1 protein-coding gene is annotated in these 1,222 nt (G+C 53.5%); it reads left to right on the top strand.

Going from position 1 to position 1,222, the window contains the following annotated elements; genetic code table 11:
- Positions 1-71 precede the first annotated feature (71 nt).
- Positions 72-1,192, top strand: a protein-coding gene (locus ACQUTI_RS26300; protein ID WP_085955508.1) for an IS3 family transposase whose coding sequence is annotated in 2 segments (ribosomal slippage) — positions 72-330 and positions 330-1,192 — 1,122 coding nt in all. Because the reading frame shifts where the segments join, the coding sequence is not laid out codon by codon here.
- Positions 1,193-1,222 lie beyond the last annotated feature (30 nt).

Genomic DNA, 1,222 nt, shown 5'->3' on the forward strand with positions numbered 1-1,222 from the left:
TGACCTGCTCCCCGTTGATTAGTACACCCCGATGTTAGTAATGTCTTCATAAGCCACATGAGGACATCCCCATGAAGAAGCGTTTTTCCGACGAACAGATCATCAGTATTCTCCGCGAAGCCGAAGCTGGGGTACCCGCCCGTGAACTCTGCCGCAAGCATGCCATTTCCGATGCCACGTTTTACACCTGGCGTAAGAAGTATGGCGGTATGGAGGTGCCTGAAGTTAAGCGCCTGAAGTCGCTTGAGGAAGAGAACGCCAGACTCAAGAAGCTGCTTGCCGAAGCCATGCTGGATAAAGAGGCGCTTCAGGTGGCTCTTGGGCGAAAGTACTGACGACAGACCAGAAGCGGGAAGCCGTGATGCTGATGTGTGATGCGACCGGTCTGTCGCAACGTCGTGCCTGCAGGCTTACAGGTTTATCCCTGTCGACCTGCCGCTATGAGGCTCACCGTCCGGCTGCTGATGCGCATTTATCAGGGCGCATCACTGAGCTGGTACTGGAGCGCAGGCGTTTTGGCTACCGTCGTATTTGGCAGTTGCTGCGCCGTGAAGGGCTTCATGTTAATCATAAGCGCGTGTACCGGCTTTATCACCTCAGTGGCCTGGGCGTAAAACGCAGAAGACGTCGTAAAGGGCTGGCAACAGAACGTCTGCCGCTGCTCCGTCCGGCGGCGCCCAATCTGACCTGGTCGATGGATTTCGTCATGGACGCACTTTCCACCGGTCGCAGGATCAAGTGTCTTACCTGCGTCGATGATTTCACAAAGGAATGCCTGACGGTCACTGTTGCCTTTGGGATTTCAGGCGTTCAGGTCTCGCGTATTCTGGACAGCATTGCACTGTTTCGAGGCTATCCGGCGACGATAAGAACTGACCAGGGGCCGGAGTTCACTTGCCGTGCACTGGATCAATGGGCCTTTGAGCATGGTGTTGAGTTGCGCTTAATCCAGCCGGGCAAGCCAACGCAGAACGGATTTATTGAGAGCTTTAACGGACGATTTCGCGATGAATGCCTGAATGAGCACTGGTTCAGCGATATCGTTCACGCAAGGAAAATCATTAATGACTGGCGGCAGGATTATAACGAGTGTCGTCCACATTCAGCACTGAATTATCAGACGCCATCAGAGTTTGCAGCACGGTGGCGAAATGGAAAATGTGAAGGTAAACAAACCGACCTTACTAACTGACGGTTGTATCTAACTCTGGGGGCAGGTCAC

Source organism: Klebsiella sp. 7-CIP_Kleb., assembly GCF_050378655.1.
In the GTDB taxonomy this organism is placed as follows: domain Bacteria; phylum Pseudomonadota; class Gammaproteobacteria; order Enterobacterales; family Enterobacteriaceae; genus Klebsiella; species Klebsiella quasipneumoniae.